The sequence below is a fragment of the Acidovorax sp. LjRoot118 genome (genome assembly GCF_964253575.1).
Lineage (GTDB): Bacteria > Pseudomonadota > Gammaproteobacteria > Burkholderiales > Burkholderiaceae_C > Acidovorax.
The window spans coordinates 4,371,542-4,385,272 of the sequence record NZ_CAXURB020000001.1 but is presented as its reverse complement, the minus strand read 5'-3'; the positions used below and the strand labels follow the sequence as shown (position 1 = coordinate 4,385,272).

At 69.1% G+C, this 13,731-nt stretch carries 12 protein-coding genes; 8 read left to right on the top strand and 4 right to left on the bottom strand.

Annotated elements, in window-relative coordinates:
- Nucleotides 1-47: 47 nt before the first annotated feature.
- The 4 genes from ACSQ9E_RS20730 (at nucleotide 48) to ACSQ9E_RS20715 (ending at nucleotide 3,111) form a co-directional block, all read left to right on the top strand.
- Nucleotides 48-1,028: a helix-turn-helix domain-containing protein gene (locus ACSQ9E_RS20730; RefSeq protein WP_057199695.1), complete on the top strand. Its 981-nt coding sequence runs from the start codon at nucleotides 48-50 to the stop codon at nucleotides 1,026-1,028.
- Between the two features lie 322 nt (nucleotides 1,029-1,350).
- Nucleotides 1,351-1,800 carry a PaaI family thioesterase gene (locus ACSQ9E_RS20725; RefSeq protein ID WP_436219048.1) on the top strand — a complete coding sequence of 150 codons (450 nt, stop codon included), beginning with the start codon at nucleotides 1,351-1,353 and terminating at the stop codon, nucleotides 1,798-1,800.
- 68 nt (nucleotides 1,801-1,868) lie between these two features.
- Nucleotides 1,869-2,714, top strand: coding sequence for an IclR family transcriptional regulator (locus ACSQ9E_RS20720; RefSeq protein ID WP_436219047.1), 846 nt, complete (start codon nucleotides 1,869-1,871; stop codon nucleotides 2,712-2,714).
- Between the two features lie 190 nt (nucleotides 2,715-2,904).
- Nucleotides 2,905-3,111: a hypothetical protein gene (locus ACSQ9E_RS20715; protein WP_436219046.1), complete on the top strand. Its 207-nt coding sequence runs from the start codon at nucleotides 2,905-2,907 to the stop codon at nucleotides 3,109-3,111.
- Between the two features lie 45 nt (nucleotides 3,112-3,156).
- On the opposite strand, the gene ACSQ9E_RS20710 is transcribed toward ACSQ9E_RS20715, so the two are convergent.
- From ACSQ9E_RS20710 to ACSQ9E_RS20695, 4 genes are read right to left on the bottom strand one after another with little or no spacing between them, the layout of a single operon-like run.
- Complete coding sequence (locus ACSQ9E_RS20710) at nucleotides 3,157-4,119, bottom strand: Bug family tripartite tricarboxylate transporter substrate binding protein (protein ID WP_057265952.1); 963 nt, start codon at nucleotides 4,117-4,119, stop codon at nucleotides 3,157-3,159.
- A gap of 32 nt (nucleotides 4,120-4,151) precedes the next feature.
- Complete coding sequence (locus ACSQ9E_RS20705) at nucleotides 4,152-5,354, bottom strand: CaiB/BaiF CoA transferase family protein (protein WP_436219045.1); 1,203 nt, start codon at nucleotides 5,352-5,354, stop codon at nucleotides 4,152-4,154.
- Nucleotides 5,355-5,360: 6 nt separating this feature from the next.
- On the bottom strand, nucleotides 5,361-6,500 hold the full coding sequence (locus ACSQ9E_RS20700) for an FAS1-like dehydratase domain-containing protein (RefSeq protein WP_057265948.1): 1,140 nt from the start codon (nucleotides 6,498-6,500) through the stop codon (nucleotides 5,361-5,363).
- 27 nt (nucleotides 6,501-6,527) lie between these two features.
- The gene (locus ACSQ9E_RS20695; RefSeq protein ID WP_436219044.1) at nucleotides 6,528-8,117 is read right to left on the bottom strand and encodes an acyl-CoA synthetase; all 1,590 of its coding nucleotides are present in this window, start codon (nucleotides 8,115-8,117) and stop codon (nucleotides 6,528-6,530) included.
- Between the two features lie 281 nt (nucleotides 8,118-8,398).
- Here ACSQ9E_RS20695 and ACSQ9E_RS20690 point away from each other — a divergent pair, with 281 nt between their 5' ends.
- From ACSQ9E_RS20690 to ACSQ9E_RS20675, 4 genes are all read left to right on the top strand, one after another.
- Nucleotides 8,399-9,847 carry an efflux transporter outer membrane subunit gene (locus ACSQ9E_RS20690; RefSeq protein ID WP_436219043.1) on the top strand — a complete coding sequence of 483 codons (1,449 nt, stop codon included), beginning with the start codon at nucleotides 8,399-8,401 and terminating at the stop codon, nucleotides 9,845-9,847.
- A gap of 167 nt (nucleotides 9,848-10,014) precedes the next feature.
- Nucleotides 10,015-11,421, top strand: coding sequence for an efflux RND transporter periplasmic adaptor subunit (locus tag ACSQ9E_RS20685; protein WP_057199702.1), 1,407 nt, complete (start codon nucleotides 10,015-10,017; stop codon nucleotides 11,419-11,421).
- Nucleotides 11,418-12,215: an ABC transporter ATP-binding protein gene (locus ACSQ9E_RS20680; RefSeq protein ID WP_057199703.1), complete on the top strand. Its 798-nt coding sequence runs from the start codon at nucleotides 11,418-11,420 to the stop codon at nucleotides 12,213-12,215. The genes ACSQ9E_RS20685 and ACSQ9E_RS20680 overlap by 4 nt, the downstream gene beginning before the upstream one ends.
- Nucleotides 12,215-13,420, top strand: coding sequence for an ABC transporter permease (locus tag ACSQ9E_RS20675; RefSeq protein ID WP_436219042.1), 1,206 nt, complete (start codon nucleotides 12,215-12,217; stop codon nucleotides 13,418-13,420). The genes ACSQ9E_RS20680 and ACSQ9E_RS20675 overlap by 1 nt, the downstream gene beginning before the upstream one ends.
- The last annotated feature ends 311 nt before the right edge of the window (nucleotides 13,421-13,731 follow it).

Here is a 13,731-nt window from a genome sequence, read left to right as displayed (position 1 = left end):
GATAATCCGGGCATACCGGCGGCGCCAGCCGCTGCACTGGAGACACCATGGCCCACCCCCTGACCGAGGTATCCACCGATACCGTGGCACCGCGCGACCGCCTGCACCTGTGGGGCGATGCGGTGTGGCGGCTCATTGGCGGGCTGGAGTCGGATGCCTTCGGCGACGAGGCCTTTGCCGGCCACATCACCTCGGGCCAGGCCGGCTATGTCAACCTGTGCCAGCTCGACGTGAGCCGCCACCGCGTGGTGCGCACCCCCAGCCTGATCCGCGGTAGCGACCGGGCCTACATCAAGGTGGTGGCTCAGCTCGAAGGGCGCGCCTGCTTCGAGCAGAACGGCCGCCAGGTGTGGCTGTCGCCCGGCGAGTGGAGCGTGTACGACACCACCCGCGCCTACGCGGTGAGCAACCCCGAGGCCGTGCGCCAGATGGTGCTGATGATCCCCAAGGAGCAGATGCCCGAGCGCAAGCTCAAGCTCGACGACCTCATGGTGCAGCGCTTTTCGGGTACCAGCGGTGTCTCGCGCCTGGCCTGGGACACCATGCGCGCTGCCTTCACCGAGCTGCCCAGTATGTCCGACGCGGCAGCCGATGGCGTGGCCGATGTGATCACGCACCTGGTGCAGCTGTCGCTGCTCGAGCGCAACGGCCAGCACAGTGCCGTGTCGCAGCGCGAGGCCCTGCGCGACCGCATCGGCCAGTACATCGACCGCCACCTGGCCGACCCCGAACTCACCATTGACCGCATCGCCCAGGCGCTCAACTGCAGCCGGCGCCACCTGTACAACGCCATGGCCGACGATGGCGACACCCTGGCCGCCACCATCCAGCAGCGCCGGCTCGAAGCCTGCCTGCGCGAGCTGCGCCACCCGGCGCACGCCCACCGCTCGGTGACGGACATCGCCATCTCCTGGGGCTTTCGCAACAGCGGCCACTTCAGCCGCGTGTTCAAGGCCCACACGGGCTACAGCCCGAGCGAATACCGCGGGCGGGCATCGCTGTCAGCGCCCGCGCTGCACACGCACTGAGCACGTGAACTCGGTCTGAGTGCGCGGCGCAACGCCGTGCGCCGTTGGTGCGCCTGGCCTTCCCGGGCCTTCCCAGGCCTTGCCGGCGACCTTGCCGGGCTGCTCTCTCGTACCGCGCTGCATTGCTGGCCCGGGACCCCGCGCGCAGCGCCTCCCATCCCCGGCACTTCGTCTTCTTTCGTCAAAACCTTTTTCGCAAGGCGCCGTCCACAGTGCGGGTCGCATGGCGCATGGCGCAATGCCTTTCATTGCTTGTACCTTTGGCATAAAATTGTCTGGAGACAATTGAATGGTGTTTTGTACAAACTATGGAGTGATCGCCATGACCGATGCGCAGGCAGTACCGGGTGGAGCGCCCCCGTCCCCGGAGGAGGGTGGTTGGAAGGTGCGATCCTTGGCGGGTTTCGCCGGCACGGCAGGGCCGCTGTGGACCCGGCGAGAAGGGGACGGATGGGCCTATGGCTTCCAGATGGCACCGGCGCACCTCAATCCTGCCGGGGTGGTGCATGGCGGCGCGCTGCTCACCCTGGTGGACCATGCGATCAGCACCGTGGCGTGGGAGGCCTGCGGCCGGGTGCCGTGTGTCACGCTGCAGCTCGATTCGCAGTTTCTGACCGCCGTGCGGCAGGGGCAGTTTGCACAGGCGCGGGCGCAGATCACGCACCGCACCCACCAGATGCTCTTCATGCAGGGCAGTGTCGCGGTGGACGGCCAGATGGTCCTGCGCGCGCAGGCGATCGTGAAAGTGCTGCCCGTGGAGCGCCTCGCATGAGGGCCGGCCTCCCGGCACCGGGGCCGGCGCGGGGTTCCAGGGGCTTGCCCCAGCAGCCCTGCACTATCATGCAAATTTGGCCCTCGTCCCTTGTCATGCCTCCAAAGCGCACACCGACGTCCGAGCCGGCGCCGCCGACCCCCCAAAAGCCCGCCGTGCGCGTGCGGCCCGTGCCAGCCGTCAGCCGGTCCATTGCCATCCTTCGCTTCCTCGGAAACGCCAAGCAGGGCCTGGGTGTCAAGGCCATCGCCGATGAGCTGGGCCTGGTGCCCAGCACCTGCCTGCACATCCTGCGCGTGCTGGTCAGCGAGGAACTGGTCAGCGTGGACCCGGCCACCAAGCGCTACTTGCTGGGCAGCGGCATGATCAGCCTGGCCCGCAGCGTGCTGGAGAGCAGCGGCTTCGCGCAGCTCGTGCAGCCTGCGCTCGACCGACTCGCCTCCACCCGGGGGGTCACCGCCATGGGCGTGGAGATCACACCCAAGCAATCCGTCGTGGTGCTGGCCCTGTCGCGCTCGAACCAGCCGTTTCGCCTGCACACCGACGTGGGCAGCCAGTTCTCCCACCTGGCCAGTGCCACCGGCCGGCTGATCGCCGCCTACAGCGGAGAGAACTGGACCCAGCTGCGCCAGAAGTTCAATGCCACGCAATGGGACAAGAAGCCCGCCTTCGACACCTGGAAGCGCGAGGTGGAGCTGGCCCGCGCGCAGGGCTGGAGCCTGGACCGCGACAATTTCATGAGTGGCCTCACCGTGGTCGCCGTGCCCATCTGCTCGCCCGGCGGAAGCCTCACGCACACCCTGGTGGCGGCCGGTATGTCCAGCCAGCTCAATGCCACCGAAACCACCGAACTGGCCGCGATGATGCTGCGCGAAGCCCAGGCCATCGGCAACCTGCTGGTGGCGCGGAGCTAGCGCATGGCGTTCGATAGCTCCCCCATTGCCGGCGAAGGTCTCCAGACGGTTCTTCGCACCATTCCCATGCCTGCAGACCTGGGGATCGGTGGGCAGATCCCCATCGGCTGGGTGCTGGGGCAACTCGACCAGGCGGGCGCGGTGCTGCCGGGCGGCCATTTCAGGCGCAACGTGGCGCTGGTGCAGCTCGATGCCATCGAGGTCGAAGCGATGCCCATCGCTGGGGGATTTCGTCACCTTTCGCGCCCGCCTGCTGGACGCAGGTGCCGAGCGCGCGAGGGTGGAGGTGCAGGCCCTGAGAACCTCGCGCGGCGCTCAAGGCCCGGAGCAGGAGCAGGTCCTGCGCACCTGCCTGGTGTATGTGCCGCTGCCCGCCGAGGGCAGCATGCCCGACTAGCTTTTGCAGGCGCCTGGCACGAGAGCCTGCGCCGGGCTGTCGGGCTCAATCGACCTTCATGTCGGCCGCTTGGATAACCGGCTGCCACTTCTTGCGCTCGGACAGGGCGAACTCCCGGAGCTGGACGGCGGTGCCGCCCGCCGGCTCGAAGCCCAGCTCCAGCAGCTTGTGCCGTGCCTCGGGGCGCTGCAGCACCTTGTTCATGGCGGCGTTGAGCGTGGCGATCACGGTTGCAGGGGTGTTCCTGGGCGCGTACAAGGCGTTCCAGGCGATCACCTCGAAGCCGGCGTAGCCCTGCTCGTCCATGGTCTTGACGCCCGGCACCAGGCTGCTGGGCTTGCTCGACGTGACGGCAATGGCGCGGATCTTTCCCGAGGCCAGGTGGGGCCTGAGGCTGGTGGGGGTGTCCACGATCACCGGCAACTGCCCGCCCAGCACGTCGGTCATGGCATTGCCCGAGCCCTTGTAGGGCACGCCAAACACCGGTGCCCCCGAGCGCTGCTTGAGCAGCTCAACCACCAGGCGGGCACTGGTGCTGGGCATGGCGATGTCGGCAGACCGCGTGCTGCGGGCGGCGGTGTCCACCAGTTCCTTGGGGGTGTGGAAGGGCGACTGGCTGTTGACGGCCACGACCATGGGAAAGGTGCCCACCAGGACGATGGGCTCGAAGTCCCGCTCCGCATCGAAGGGCACCCGCGCATACAGGTACTGGTTGAGCGCATGGGTTGCATTCGTCCCCATGGTCAGGGTGTAGCCGTCGGGCGCGGCCTGGGCCGCGATCTCCGTGCCCAGGTTGCCCCCGGCGCCGGGCCGGTTGTCGATCACGATGGCCTGCCCCAGGTCCCTGGACATCTGCTCGGCCAGGTACCGGGTGGCGATGTCCGTGCCCTGCCCGGCGGGGTAGGCCACGATGATCTTGATCGGCTTGGCGGGATAGGTCTGTGCGCCCGCCGGACCCGGGCTCGCCATGGCACAGGCGGCCGCCATCACTGCAGCAATCAGTCGCATTGTTGTCTCCTTGTGTATTCTTGATCGAAACGCTATCGCCGTGTTGCGGGGGCTGCGCCGCTGCCCTGCAGTTGGTCTCGCTCCTCTGGGCTGAAACCCAGGCTTTCCAATATCTGAGCCGCGTCCTGCGCAAATCGGGGTGGGCTCGCCCCGGCCACGCCCGGCGTGCCCATCAGCCGCATGGGAGAGCGCACGCCGGTGTAGCCGTCCCGCTGCACCAGCATCTGCCGGTGCTCGCAGTGCGCATGGGCCAAGGCCCGCGGGATCGAGTTCACCGCACCGGCCGGCACGCCAGCGCGCATCAGCGACTCGCACAGCGGCTCGCAGGCCATGGACGCAATGGCCGTCTCGATGGCTTGCTTGAGCGCGTCCCGGTGCACCAGCCGCTGTGCGTTGGAGGTGAAACGCTCGTCCGCGATCAGGCCCTGCAGGCCGACGTGGCTGCAAAAGCGCTGGAACTGGACGTCGGTCATGATCCCGATGAACAGCTCCCCGTCACGGGCCCTGAACTTGTCGTAGGGCGCGATGTTGGGGTGCGCGCTGCCCAGCAGCTCAGGGTCCTTCTGCGACGCCAGCCAGTTCGAGGCGTGCGGCAGCAGCAGGCTCAGCGCGGTGTCGTACAGCGCCGCCTCCACGCGCTGGCCGCGCCCTTGCGTGCCACGCGCATACAGCGCCATCAGGATGCCCGAGAGCGCCACGTAGCCGGTCAGGTGGTCCACCACGGGAATCCCGATGCGGGTGGCCCCGCAGGATTCGTCGCCGTTGACGCTCATCAGCCCGCACAGGGCCTGCAGCACCGCGTCGTACCCGGGCAGCCCGCCGAGCGGGCCGTCCGCCCCGAAGCCCGTGATGTTGCAGTAGACCAGGCGCGGGTACCTGTCGGCCAGGGCCTGTTCGTAGCCCAGGCCCCAGCGCTCCATGGTGCCCGGCAGGAAGTTCTCCACCAGCACGTCGGCGTCGCCGAGCAGCCGGTGCAGCACGTCCTGCGCCTGCGGCATCGACAGGTCCAGGCTAATGGCCCGCTTGCCCCGGTTGAGTGCGGAAAAGTAGGCCGCACTGCCCGCGCTGTCGAAGGGTGGCCCGAGCCTGCGTGTCTCATCGCCCGCGGGCGGCTCGATCTTCACCACGTCCGCCCCCTGGTCCGCGAGGACCTGGGTGCACAGCGGCCCGGCGAGCACACGCGTCAGGTCGATGACCTTCAGCCCCCGCAGTGCGCCGCTACTGGTCGTGCGCATCGGGTGTCATCCCCGCGATGGCAGCGCCACCACGCCGCTTCCGACCACCGAGAGCTCGCCGTCCTGGTTGTGCGCTTCCTGCTCGATCTCGACCAGGTGCTGGCCATTCTCGATGTACTTGCGCTTGACCTTGCCCTTGATGAACAGCAGGTCGCCTTCGGGGTTGTGGCGGCGGATCTTGCAGCTCGCCTTTTGCAGAAAGCCGGTATCGCCCATCCAGTTGGTCAGCTGGTGGGTGAGCCAGGAGGTGCGCTCCGGGCCGTAGTCGTAGGCGCCCGGTGCGCCCACTTCCAGGGCGAAGTCCTCTTCCCAGTGCACGCGCTCTGGCACGTCAGGGATGCCGAAGCGGTTCTTGATGCCCACGCCGGGGTGCGAGTCGATGAGCTTCCAGGCGAGCTTGTTGGCGCGGATGTACAGGCCGCCCCAGCCCTGGGCGTAGGCGATGAAGCCGGTCACGGTCATCGGGCCCTTGAAGAGCACGGGCAGGTCTTCGCCTTCCTTCACGTCCTCCCAGTAGCGGGGCGTGGCACCGCGGATCTCTTCGTTGCGGTAGAGCTTGAAGGCCTCGGCCAGTTCCTCGTCGGTGTAGCGGCGCGGCTCGCGTGCGCGCACCTCCTTGTACTTGGTGCCCTGCTCGCGTGCATGGTCGCGCTCGGTGCGAAAGCACCAGCTGTCCGCCTCGGCCACCTTGTCGCCCTGCTGGTTGAAGAAATCGACGTGGTAGATCTGCTGCACGGCGCGGCCGGCAAAGCGCGTCTGGTGCTCCACCAGGTCCTTGAGGTAGGCCTCGGTGCGGATCTCGTCGTTGCGGTGCAGGGGCTTGTGCCAGGTCCAGTCCGAACCCGACCACATGGCATGCACGCCAGGCAGCCCGCCAACATAGCCCGAGACGATGCGGCTGGTGGAGAACAGGAAGCTGGGCAGGGCCACGATGCCGCCGTAGTGGGACTTTGCCGCGTACTCGGGGTCGCACCACAGCGGGTTGTCGTCGCCGATGCCATGGGCATAGTGGCGGATGTTGTCGCGCGTGGCCTCGAAGCACCAGGGTTCGGCCATCTGGCCGATCTTCACGCCGATGCGCTGGCGCAGGTCGTCAAGGCCGCTTTCCGTGATCTTGGGAAAGCTGCGGGGGGTGGAACTGCTCATGGGTTGTCTCCTTGGGGTGGTAAAAAATCAATGGGCTGTGGAAAGGGATGCCGCAGAGGCAAGGGCAGTGGCCGCGGCTACCGCCTCGCGCTCGCGCAGCACCTTGCGGTGCACCTTGCCGGCGGGGGTCTTGGGTAGCTCGGGGGAGAACTCGACGTGGCGCGGGTACTCGTGCTGGCTCAGCTTGGTCTTCACGAGTTCCTGGATTTCCTGGGCAAAGGCCTCGCTGGCCGGCCGCCCGCTGACCACGAAGGCCTTGACCACCTGGCCGCGCACGGCGTCGGGCACACCGATCGCGGCGGCCTCCAGCACGTCGCCGTGCATGAGGATCACGTTCTCGATCTCCACCGCGCTCATGGTCCAGCCGGCCGAGATGATCACGTCGTCCGCACGCCCGCCGTGGTGGAAGTAGCCGTCGCTGTCGATGCGGCCGAGGTCCTTGGTGGGCACCCATTCACCGCGGCGCAGCACCATCAGCTGGCCGGTCACGTCCACGGGGCACACCTGGCCCTGTGCGTCGTGCACCTCGACCCGGGTGCCGGGCACGGCCTTGCCCAGCGCGCCACGCTTGACCGGGAAGTCCGCAGCGCCGGGGTAGCTGGCCAGCACGACCCCGATCTCGGTGGTGCCGTACATGCTGCACACCGGCAGGCCGAACTTCTGGTGCACGTAGTCCGCCGTGTCGTCGTCGATGGGCTCGCCAGTGAATGAAAGCTTCTCGAAATGGAAGGCGTACTCGTCCGCCTTGCCGCAGTTCTTGAGCATGCGGTAGTGCGTGGCGGCGGCCGACATGTTGGTGAAGCGGTGCTGCGACAGGGCCTGCAGCAGCCGCTCGGGGTGAAAGCGCCCGCTGTAGGCCCCCACCGTGAGGCCCAGCGCCAGCGGGGCGAGCGTGCCATGCCACAGGCCATGGCCCCAGGCCGGTGACGAGGGGCAGAAGAAGCGGTCCCCGGGCCGAAGGCCGGTGCCATAGAGGGCCGCGACCATCAGCGTCACGAGCGCCTTGTGCGTGTGCCTGACGGCCTCGGGCAGCTCCCGTGTCGTGCCCGAGGTGTACTGGAACACGGCCAGATCGTCCGCCCGGGAGGTGGCCTGGTACGCCGTGGGGAATTCGGCCAGGCGTTCGACGAAGCCGGCATCGAAGACCAGCACCTGCAGGCCGTCGATGGAGCGGGCGACCTCTTCCTTGAGTGCGTTGGTGACGAGCAGGGCCGGCTTGCAGTCGTTGACGCGCAGGCGCACACCGTCGGGGCCGAACAGCGTGAACAGCGGCACTGCGATGGCGCCGCGCTTGATCACCCCGAACATGGCCGTGTAGAAGGCGCGCGAGGGCTCCAGCATGATGGCCACGCGGTCCCCGGCCTGTATGCCCCTCGACTCCAGGTAATGGGCGAACGCCGAGGAGTCCGCCGCGAGCTCCGCGTACGTGATGACCTCGTCCTCCCCGCCCGCATGCACCACCACTAGGGCATCGCGGCCGGTGGCCGCATGCCGGTCCACGCACTCGTGGGCGATGTTGAAGCGCTCGCGATTGCCATCGAAAAGCTCCCACAGCCGGTCGGGCGAGAAATGGGCCTGGGCATCCGCGTAAAGCGTGTAGTCGGTGAGTCGCTGCATGGGCTTCAGAGGTCGTTCATTGAGGTGATTCAGTTTCTTGATTTCACCGGTTTTTGTCAAATGAGTGCATTGATTGTCTATGTACAAAAACTGTGGGTGCGCCGCTGTGTGCAAAAAGCACGCTTCTACGGGATGGTTGACAGGGGGTGGAAGGTCAGGGCGCGCAGGCATGCGCGGCCGGTTTGTGTCGATTCTTTACCTGGGATTCACACGTTGGCAGTCATTGCGAGGGATCGGTTTTGCACAATGGCTTCAACAGCGAGAGCGCACCCTGAGCATCCATGAACCTTCTGTCCTCCCTCTCCCCCGCAACCGCCGGCCGGGCCCCGTCGCGGCCTCTGGCCGGGGTTATTCCGCTTGCCCTGCTGGCGCTGGCTGCAGCCCTGTCCGGCTGCGCCGGCATGGCCCCGCGGGACGCCGCTCTGCCAGACACCCCCGTGCCCACGGCATGGGCCGCAGGCACCACCGCTGCGCCCGGCAGCGCCGCCACCTCGCTGGCCCAGTGGTGGCAGCGCCTGGGTGACCCGCAGCTGACCGCGCTGGTCGAGCAGTCCCTCACGGCCAACACCAGCGTGCGCACGGCCCAGGCCGCGTTGCGGCAGGCGCGCGCCCAGGTGGATGTGCAGGCCGCCGGGCTGGCGCCCCAGGTGGGCGCTTCGGCCTCGGCACAGCGCAGTCGCTCGGGCAACAGCGGCGCGGGCAACAACTTCCAGCTGGGCTTCGATGCGAGCTGGGAGCCCGACGTGTTTGGCCGCGTGCGCGCCGGGGTCAACGCCAGCGAGGCGGATGCCCGCGCCGCCGAGGCCAGCCTGGCCGACGTGCAGGTGTCGCTGGCGGCCGAGGTGGCCGTGAACTACATCGAGCTGCGCGGCCTGCAGCAGCGCCTGGTGATCGCGCGCAGCAACCTGGCCAGCCAGAGCGAGACCTTGCAGATCACGCAGTGGCGCCTGCAGGCGGGCCTGACCACCTCGCTCGTAGCCGAGCAGGCGCGTGCGGCGTCGGAGCAGACTGCCGCCCAGATCCCCGCGCTCGAAGCCAGCCTGGCCCAGTCGCGCCACAGCCTGGCCGTGCTGACGGGCCAGGCGCCGGCCGCGCTCGATGCGCAACTGGCCGCCAGCGTGGCCGTGCCCCAGCCCGGCGATGAACTGGCCATGGCCATCCCCGCCGAAACCCTGCGCCAGCGGCCCGACGTGCGCGCCGCCGAGCAGCGCATCACCGCCGCCCTGGCCCGAGTCTCGCAGGCCGATGCGGCGCGCTACCCCGACTTCGGCATCAGCGGCTCGGTAGGCCTGCGCGCCCTCACGCTGGGTGCCCTGAGTGGCGGCAGTGCTGTGGCCGCGTCGCTGCTGGGCAGCATTTCGGTGCCGCTGCTCGACGGCGGTGCCGCGCGCGCCCAGGTGCGGGCGCAGGAGGCCAGCCTGGAGCAGGCGCGCATCGCCTACCAGGCGGCTGTGCTCACCGCACTCAAGGATGTGGAGGACGCGCTGGTGTCCCTGCGCGGCAACCGCGAGCGCCTGGTGCGCCTGCGCTCTGCCGCCGATGCCGCCGGCAATGCCGAACTGCTGGCGCGCCAGCGCTACAGCAGCGGGCTGATCGACTTCCAGTCGGTGCTGGAGACCCAGCGCACGCTGCTGTCCACGCAGGAGGGCGTGGCCACCACGGTGGCCAGCCTGTCCGCCGACCATGTGCGCCTGTACAAGGCGCTCGGCGGCGGCTGGCAGCCGCAGTAGCCGCCGAGCGCACGCACTGCACGCAGTTTCTTCTCTCTTCGCAGCCACCTGGAGGTCCCGCGCACACGGCGCACGGACACCTGGCAGCCAAAGGCCACTGAACCCGCGCACGGCCCGTGCGCGGGCCGTTCAGCCCCTCTCTTTTTGTCTATTCCGAGTCCATCGCCATGACCGACAACACCAAGCCATCGCAGCCCAGTGCTGCCGCCCCCGGGGCCAGCGCCCCGGCCGACCTGCAGGCCCTGCTGGGCGGCGAGCCGCCGCGCCGCTGGTACCGGCGCACCTCGCTGTGGCTGGGCGTGGCAGCCCTGGCGTTGGCAGGCGGCGGCATCTACGCCTGGCAGCTGCAAAAGCAGGCCAGTGCCGCGCCGGTCTACGTGACCGAAGAGGTGAAGACAGGTGACCTCACGCTCTCCGTGTCGGCCAACGGCACGCTGCAGCCCACGCGGCTGGTGACCATTGGCAGCGAGCTGTCGGGCACGGTGCGCCAGGTGATGGTGGACGTGAACGAGAAGGTCAAGAAGGGCCAGGTGCTGGTGGAGCTCGACACCGCCAAGCTCGACGCGCAGGTGCTGCGCTCACGCGCCTCGCTGGCCTCCGCGCAGGCGCGGCAGGCACAGGCCGCGGCCACCACCAAGGAGGCGCTTGCGGGCCTGGGCCGCCTGGAGGAAGTGGCGCGCCTGTCGGGCGGCAAGGTGCCCTCGGCCGCCGAGTTGGACACCGGCCGCGCCACGCTGGACCGTGCGCGCGCCGACGAGGCCAGCGCCCGCGCCACGGTGGACGACGCGCGTGCGGCCCTGTCCACCGACGAGACCAGCCTGTCCAAGGCCTCCATCCGTTCGCCCATCGACGGCGTGGTGCTCACCCGCACGGTGGAGCCGGGCAACGCCGTGGCCGCATCGCTGCAGGCCGTGACCCTGTTCACCGTGGCCGAGGACCTCACGCGGCTGCGCCTGGACGTGAGCGTGGACGAGGCCGACGTAGGCTCGCTGCAGGTGGGGCAGAAGGCCAGCTTCACGGTCAGCGCCTTCCCCTCGCGGCGCTACCCGGCCGCGGTCACGCGCGTCTCCTTCGGCTCCACCAAGACCGACAACGTCGTCACCTACGTCACCTGGCTGGAGGTGGACAACAGCGACATGAGCCTGCGCCCCGGCATGACGGCGGCGTCCACCATCACCTCCACCGAGCGCAAGGACGTGCTGCTGGTGCCCAACACGGCGCTGCGCTTCACGCCGGCGCAGGCTGCGGGCGCGGCCGGTGCGTCGGGCGCTGCCGGTGGCAAACCCCCGGCGGCGCAGCAAGGTGGGGGCATCATGGGGCAGCTCATGCCGCGCATGCCCCGTCCGGGTGGTGCGGGTGGCCAGGGCGGGCGCCGCCCTGGCGCCGACGGTGCGCCGGGTGAGGACGCTGCGTCGAAGATGAAGCAGGTCTGGGTGCTCAAGGACGGCACGCCGCAGGCCCTGAAGGTGCGCGCGGGCATCAGCGACGGCCGCATGACCGAGGTGACGGGCGAGGGCATCGCCGCCGGCATGGCGGTGATCACCGACCAGCGCAGCAACGGGGCCGCGCGATGACGGGCGCGCTGCAGGATGGCGGCGTGCCGCTGATACGACTGCGCTCGGTGACCAAGGTGTACGGCGAAGGCGCGCTCGCCTTCCAGGCGCTCAAGGGCGTGGACCTGGACATCGCCCAGGGCGACTTCGTGGCCATCATGGGGCCGAGCGGTTCGGGCAAATCCACGGCCATGAACACCCTCGGGTGCCTGGACCGGCCCACCACGGGCGACTACCTGTTCAAGGGCGTGCACGTGGAGGCGCTGCAGCGCGACGAGCGCGCGCGCCTGCGCCGGCGCTTCTTCGGCTTCGTCTTCCAGGGCTTCAACCTGCTGGCGCGTACCTCGGCGCAGGAGAACGTGGAGTTGCCCCTGCTGTACCGCGGCGAGCCCGCAGCGGCGCGCCATGCGGCGGCGGCCAAGGCGCTGGCCGCCGTGGGCCTCAAGGGCTGGGAGCACCACACGCCGGCCGAGCTGTCGGGCGGGCAGCAGCAGCGCGTGGCGATTGCGCGCGCCATCGTCACCGAGCCCGCCGTGCTGCTGGCCGACGAGCCCACCGGCAACCTGGATACGCAGCGCAGCCACGAGATCATGGAGCTGCTGTGGCGCCTGAACGCGGACCAGGGCATCACCGTGCTCATGGTCACGCACGAGAGCGACATGGCCGAGTACGCGCGGCGCATCGTGCGCTTCGTCGATGGCGTGGTGGACAGTGATGTCCCCAACCCGCACCCGCGCGGCCTGCTGCGTGAGCAGGCCGGGCAGGGGGAGGCCGCCGAGCCCGGCGTGGCGCAGCCGCTGGTGGAGGTGCGCTGATGTTTCTGAGCACCATTCTTCTGGCGCTGCGCTCCATACGGCGCAACCTCATGCGCTCGTTCCTGACCATCCTGGGCATCGTGATCGGCGTGAGCGCGGTGATCACCATGGTCACGCTGGGCAATGGCGCCACGGTGTCCATCCAGAACCAGATCTCGGGCCTGGGCACCAACCTGCTGCAGGTGCGCCCCGGCCAGCGCATGGGGCCGGGCGGCGGCGTGGGCGGGGCGGCTTTCAAGGACACCGATGCCGATGCCATTGCGCAGCAGATCGGCGGCATCCTGGCCGTGGCGCCCGAGTCGCGTGCGTCCGCCACCGTGGTGGCGGGCGGGCGCAACTGGTCCACCAGCATCATCGGCAGCACCAATGCCTGGCTGCAGACGGGCAACTGGACGCTGCGCATCGGCCGCGAATTCACCGACGACGAGTTGCGCGCCGGCGCTGCGGTCTGCGTGATCGGCGAGACCGTGCGGCGTGAGCTGTATGGCACGCGCGACGCGGTGGGCGAGCAGCTGCGCGTGAAGGCGTTCTCGTGCGAGGTGGTGGGCGTGCTGGCCTCCAAGGGGCAGGGCGCCTTCGGCAACGACCAGGACGACACCGTGCTGGTGCCCCTGCGCACCTTGCAGCGCCGGGTGACGGGCAACACCCGCGTGAACACCCTCTTGGTGTCGATGAAGGACGGCAGCGAACCCGAGCGCGTGAAGGCCAGCCTGACGCAGCTGCTGCGTGAGTTGCGCAAGCTCTCGGACTCGGACGAGGACAACTTCAACGTGCTCGACACCAAGCAGCTGGGCGAGGCGCTCTCGGGCACCACCAGGGTACTGACCACGCTGCTCGGTGCGGTGGCTGCCGTGAGCCTGCTGGTGGGCGGCATCGGCATCATGAACATCATGCTGGTCAGCGTGACCGAGCGCACCCGCGAGATCGGGCTGCGCCTGGCCATCGGCGCGCTCGAGCGCGAGGTGCTGCTGCAGTTCCTGATCGAGGCCGTGGTGCTGGCGGCGCTGGGCGGGCTCATCGGCATCGTGCTGGCCACGGCGGCCTCGCTGGGGCTGTCGGTGCTGATGGGCGTGCCCTACCTGTTCAACCCGGGCGTGAACCTGCTGTCCTTCGTGTTCTCGGCCGGCATCGGCGTGGTGTTCGGCTACTTCCCCGCACGACGTGCTGCGCGCATGGACCCCATAGACGCCCTGCGCCACGAGTGATGTGCCTCCCCGGTGCCGTGGCACCGGGGCAGGGCGGGTAGTCGCTCCATTTTCGCCCCAAGTTGGTGACATGCTGCACTGCAGCGAGGCGCCCGGCGGCGCCGCCCTAGCGCTGCGGCAGTGTTGCACCCGCAAAAAGAGCCGGCACGCTTATTGCTGAGAACAGGCTGTACGCCGGTAAAGCTGCCCGCGCACTGATAACAACCCCTCCGCTAATGATGGCGGAACACCCGAGCGAGCTGCGGCTTTCGTAGCCGGCTGCTTGGTAGTTCCAACCCACGCCCGTGGTTCCGCGGAGGTTGCGTTGTGCC

Excerpts from the sequence above, each read along its gene's own strand:
- ACSQ9E_RS20730 (WP_057199695.1), top strand. The coding sequence starts at position 48 with ATGGCCCACCCCCTGACCGAGGTATCCACCGATACCGTGGCACCGCGC.
- ACSQ9E_RS20725 (WP_436219048.1), top strand. The coding sequence starts at position 1,351 with ATGACCGATGCGCAGGCAGTACCGGGTGGAGCGCCCCCGTCCCCGGAG.
- ACSQ9E_RS20720 (WP_436219047.1), top strand. The coding sequence starts at position 1,869 with ATGCAAATTTGGCCCTCGTCCCTTGTCATGCCTCCAAAGCGCACACCG.
- ACSQ9E_RS20715 (WP_436219046.1), top strand. The coding sequence starts at position 2,905 with ATGCCATCGAGGTCGAAGCGATGCCCATCGCTGGGGGATTTCGTCACC.
- ACSQ9E_RS20710 (WP_057265952.1), bottom strand. The coding sequence starts at position 4,119 with ATGCGACTGATTGCTGCAGTGATGGCGGCCGCCTGTGCCATGGCGAGC.
- ACSQ9E_RS20705 (WP_436219045.1), bottom strand. The coding sequence starts at position 5,354 with ATGCGCACGACCAGTAGCGGCGCACTGCGGGGGCTGAAGGTCATCGAC.
- ACSQ9E_RS20700 (WP_057265948.1), bottom strand. The coding sequence starts at position 6,500 with ATGAGCAGTTCCACCCCCCGCAGCTTTCCCAAGATCACGGAAAGCGGC.
- ACSQ9E_RS20695 (WP_436219044.1), bottom strand. The coding sequence starts at position 8,117 with ATGCAGCGACTCACCGACTACACGCTTTACGCGGATGCCCAGGCCCAT.
- ACSQ9E_RS20690 (WP_436219043.1), top strand. The coding sequence starts at position 8,399 with ATGAACCTTCTGTCCTCCCTCTCCCCCGCAACCGCCGGCCGGGCCCCG.
- ACSQ9E_RS20685 (WP_057199702.1), top strand. The coding sequence starts at position 10,015 with ATGACCGACAACACCAAGCCATCGCAGCCCAGTGCTGCCGCCCCCGGG.
- ACSQ9E_RS20680 (WP_057199703.1), top strand. The coding sequence starts at position 11,418 with ATGACGGGCGCGCTGCAGGATGGCGGCGTGCCGCTGATACGACTGCGC.
- ACSQ9E_RS20675 (WP_436219042.1), top strand. The coding sequence starts at position 12,215 with ATGTTTCTGAGCACCATTCTTCTGGCGCTGCGCTCCATACGGCGCAAC.